The sequence below is a fragment of the Psychrobacter pacificensis genome, assembly GCF_900101915.1.
Lineage (GTDB): Bacteria > Pseudomonadota > Gammaproteobacteria > Pseudomonadales > Moraxellaceae > Psychrobacter > Psychrobacter pacificensis.
Map to the genome: position 1 here is coordinate 1 of NZ_FNAL01000046.1, position 4,252 is coordinate 4,252.

Annotated in this window: 6 protein-coding genes and 1 pseudogene; all 7 read right to left on the reverse strand. The window is 43.3% G+C overall.

Going from position 1 to position 4,252, the window contains the following annotated elements; all coding sequences use genetic code 11:
* Nucleotides 1–553: 553 nt before the first annotated feature.
* Complete coding sequence (locus BLR43_RS13225; RefSeq protein WP_227674306.1) at nt 554–1,717, reverse strand: Arm DNA-binding domain-containing protein; 1,164 nt, start codon at nt 1,715–1,717, stop codon at nt 554–556.
* 482 nt (nt 1,718–2,199) lie between these two features.
* Nucleotides 2,200–2,397, reverse strand: a complete 198-nt coding sequence (locus BLR43_RS13235) for a TraR/DksA C4-type zinc finger protein (protein WP_093071453.1) — start codon at nt 2,395–2,397, stop codon at nt 2,200–2,202.
* Nucleotides 2,394–2,546, reverse strand: coding sequence for a hypothetical protein (locus BLR43_RS13685; protein WP_167669422.1), 153 nt, complete (start codon nt 2,544–2,546; stop codon nt 2,394–2,396). The genes BLR43_RS13235 and BLR43_RS13685 overlap by 4 nt, the downstream gene beginning before the upstream one ends.
* Before the next feature lie 4 nt (nt 2,547–2,550).
* A complete protein-coding gene (locus BLR43_RS13240; protein WP_093071454.1) occupies nt 2,551–2,790 on the reverse strand; it encodes a hypothetical protein in 240 nt (79 codons plus the stop codon).
* Nucleotides 2,787–3,065 (reverse strand): hypothetical protein, encoded by a 279-nt coding sequence (locus tag BLR43_RS13245; protein WP_093071455.1) that lies wholly within the window; start codon nt 3,063–3,065, stop codon nt 2,787–2,789. Before BLR43_RS13245 ends, BLR43_RS13240 begins: the two co-directional genes overlap by 4 nt.
* Nucleotides 3,066–3,251, reverse strand: coding sequence for a hypothetical protein (locus BLR43_RS13250; RefSeq protein WP_093071456.1), 186 nt, complete (start codon nt 3,249–3,251; stop codon nt 3,066–3,068).
* A 12-nt stretch (nt 3,252–3,263) separates the two neighbouring features.
* Nucleotides 3,264–4,252, reverse strand: a pseudogene (locus BLR43_RS13690) (toprim domain-containing protein); the annotation flags it as partial.

Sequence of the window (4,252 nt, forward strand, 5' to 3'; positions counted from 1 at the left end):
ACTATCCGAAAATGGTGGGGCTGGAGAGACTCGAAACCTCTATGATTATTAATTTCAGGGTTTTGGGGTTGCTAAGTACATGATATTGTTAGAATGTAGTGTTGGGTTAAGCAGGTAGGGCTATCCCATAGTAATCCCACGTAAGATATAAGCAGATTGTGAGCGTGCCCAGCGCACCATCTTATTTTGATGTTTTTAAATTTTTTGGGGTGGTATGCAAACTAGGTAATATAGGTAATCATATTGATTTTATTAGGTTTTTTATGTAATTTAGAGGTAATTATTAAGTAATCCAATACACAGCTAAAAGGTATTAATCGAGAAACTATAAAATGTATATAAATCATATACTTATACTATAGATGTAATAATAATTACTTTTGATTACTATATTAAGGTATTTATAAATAATAATAATATCAAATACTTATATCTGATTTATTAAGCTATTACTATGATTACCTCATATTGCTACCCCTGTGGTATTTTATTACTTAAACCTATAAATGAGGTATAAAAAAAGCCCTATATTTAGGGCTTTTTGCTGATTGCATTATTGGCTGTTGTCTAGTGCATTGGCTAAGTTACGGATGATATGGCGCGTGTCACTGGGAATGAATTTGCCGTAGTGTTTGTGGATCATGTCTGTATTTACGTGGCCCAGTTGGTTGGCTAACCATTCGGCGCTGATAATGCCTGTCGATAGTACTTGGCTTGCATAAGTATGACGACCATTGTTTAAAGCGCGATAGGGTATGTCGCATTTATCAAGGTGGCGTTTCCAGCGTTTTTCAAGCTGTGGGTATGTGTAATGGCTACCGGTGCGCGGGTTGTACCAAAGCCACGTTAGATACTGTTCTTCATAGGTGTGGTTGTCTCGCTCAAGTACTTTGACTGCGTGTGGGGTTTTATCAGTTAGTAATTGGCGTTGATTGTCCAAGGCATTTGCTACGATCGGTAGTAGTTCAATTTGCCGTTTACGTCGCCGGTTCTTAGTCGCTTTATGAATGCCTTTCACAAAGCCACGTCTGATATATGCTGTTGCCTGATCAAAATCAATATCTTCTATGGCCAGTGGCATGAGCTCATGACTGGATAGACCTGACCATAACATGACTGTCCATAAGTTCCGAAAGGTCGTGTCCGTTTCGGTATTGATGATTAAGGCGATTTCTTTACGAGTGAATGGCTCGATGTCTTTGGGATCTTTTGCGTTAAGCTTAATGTACTGGCTTGGATCGTTAGGGTTTTTTTGATGACGTGCCCAATAACTCCATATTGATCGCCATAAACCTAGTATATCGACAATCGTTTTCGGTGATAGATTGACTCTAAGCACTTTGTATACCCAATATTCGACGTCTTCAGCACTGATTTTGCTTATTTGCTTATTTTGCCAATATGGCGTGATGTGGTTGGCCACTTTGCTGGTGTAGGTCGTCCAAGTCGTTGGGGAGACTGTGCTTTGCTCGGCATTCTCCCAAACTGGGATGTAATAGCCAAAATATGATGCTTGTCGCTTTGGTGATGATGGGAATACGGTGTCACGGTTAAATATACCCATTTGTATCTGTTGCTCAACCATATCCGCTATTTTTTGGGCGTTAGCCTTGTTTGCTGGGGTGGGCGGTGTATCAGTGAGGGTTTCGCTGTCCTTTTTGCCGTCGATGTACCAGATAATACGGATACTGGTTTTTAGGGTTTCAATACTTGCCATTATGTCGTTAATCCTTGCGCTTACATGCTGTTTAATAGGCTTAAATACCTGATATATCTAGCTTTTACAACATTTTTGCGCTATAATAAAGGTCTGGTTTGGTAACTATGGAGCCACTGAAAAGTTCTTGGTTTGGGGCTTTTGGCTCTAACTGTTTGATAAAACAGCCTTCACAATGGTGAGGGCTGTTTTTTTATACCGATTGTACTGCTTTCATTTGATAAACCTGTCATCAATAATTATTGAAAAAGGGTTGTCTATGTTGAGCTTCATTGTCTTGGCTTTTTTGTGCGCTAGTCTGGTCAGTTCGTCTATATCGTAGGGTTTATTGTTATGTAAGATGACGCTACCCTCTGGCAGCTTTTTGATGGGTGATTTTCTGCCCATGCGATCACGGTTTAGATGCTCATTGACCATACTTTCATCAGTTGCTATGCAAACTTTGTCACGACAACGATATAAGTTTAATGGTAGAGGCATGACTATCTCCGCCGCTCAATGACACTTTGGCAATCAATGCAGCGGGTGACGCCTCCCAAACGCCGACGGCGCTCGGGAATATCTTCACCGCATTCGACGCATTCAGCTAGTGATGGCTGATCAAAACGTGCAGCCTTGGCTAAGTTACGTTCTAACTCTTCTTGCGCTTGGTCGTTCGCGCGGTCAATAATGTCGCTCATTTCTTTTTACCTTTTGATTTAGTTTTACGGTTGTTTTTAGGGTTATGGGGGATAGCGTTCTGCCCTTTAAAATTAAAGGGTGATGTATTCAGTTTTGCTGCTGATGCATAGGCATGAGCTAAATGCTTTAGATGGTTGTCGCCTGACATAACTTTATTCTCCAATCTTAATTTCAGTAAGCGATTCAAACTTACGTTCTTGGTAGACTTCGATCTTGCAGCGCATTTCAATCTTGTCTTTATTGATACTGTAATGCTTGCCTTGATAGAGGTCTCGCTGCTTGTGCGTTGGGTGCATTGAGCAGTCAATCATCTGACCGCTCACAGTGTCGAACGTCAGCCAATGTAAAGGGCTTTCACGGTTGTAAGGGAATAGGGCACGGACTAGGTTCATCGACTTGTCTCCATGGTTATTGCCATATCAATAACTATGTTTTTTGCATTACCCATCAGCTCAAGGAATATCTCTTCTTGCTCGTCATCAAGATAGCCGGCGTTGTCGATGACTTCTTTCATGGACAGAGATAATTCTTGCTCACGTTGGACTGGTGGAACGGTTCGGATAAAGGTTAAAGCCAATAGTTCAAAAGTTGCGTTATGTTGGAGCTTCGATGCTTCTTGCTGCTGCTGATGTTCTATGGCCATTTGCATTAATTTGTTTAAGTCCATTTAATTGGTTTCCTTATATTGTTTTGATAGCTCAAAGCGAACGTCAATCATTGCCACCACCTCAAAGACTTTCTCGCATTCTGGGCATTGCTCATCCCATGTTTTGAAGTCGTGGATGCCCTCGTCACTCCAGCGCTCTGTGCTCATACCGTGTTTGCAATGTGGACATACAAATAATTTGCTCATATCATTCCTTTTTTAAGTGAGACTTAGGTTTTTAGGCATTTCAAATACCCAGCAACGAATGCTACGGCCCGTGATTTGAGACGCTACGGTCTTGTTTGCTGCCACAAACTTGAACTGCCTAGACTGGCGCAGCGCGTGATGCATATCGGATTGTGGCGGTAGGTCATAGCGGTACTCATTCGCAAGCTGATAGATCTCTGGCATACTGATCGCTAATAGATCTGGGTTTTTGCTGTGGTTGATATGCAAGCGGCGGATATGATGACCAGCACCTTCGATTGTGTTGGGCGCTGCATTCAGTCGTTCGAGCACATCAAAGAACTGGATATTGAGCGGATGCTCGGTATCAAGCGTCTGATCGCGTTCGGTTGCCATGTTAAATACTTCCTGCTTGACGGCCCCGTCCAAACGTTGCAAGTCTGGCAATACCAGTTTCATCGCATCAAACATGGCGAGTATCTGCGCGTGGCAATGCGCGACACGGAACGCTTTGACACCGCTGTCTTTTAACCAGTTCTCATGCGCTATTTTGGTATCAAAAAACACCTGCAGTATCTTGTCTTCCATCTTGAGGATATCGACTAAGAAATGACTGACATCTTCGGTCTGTAGTGCCTCAATGCGTCTGGCCGCTGCTTCAGAATCGCGGGTCTGGTTGTCCAATGCAAAGAATAGGTGGCAGATACGGCTTAGCACTGCCTTGGACGCCACCACGGGCAAATTTTGACTGATGACGATAGTGCCGCGAAACGGTGGCTCGTAGACTTCGTTGCCGGCTGACTTGACGCCGCGTGTGCCAATCGTGCCGCCGTCGTATAGGTTTTTTAGTTCGTCCCAGTTGAACTGGCTATTGCGACCAGTGCCGGCACCATCACGGTCCGACTCAATAAAGACGCTGGGCATGTTTGAAGTCTGTGACAGTGAGCGCAGGCGACCGGCCTTAGTGGTTTTGTTGGGATCGATACCCTCGTAGCCATCACGACCTATCAAACGCCAAAAAA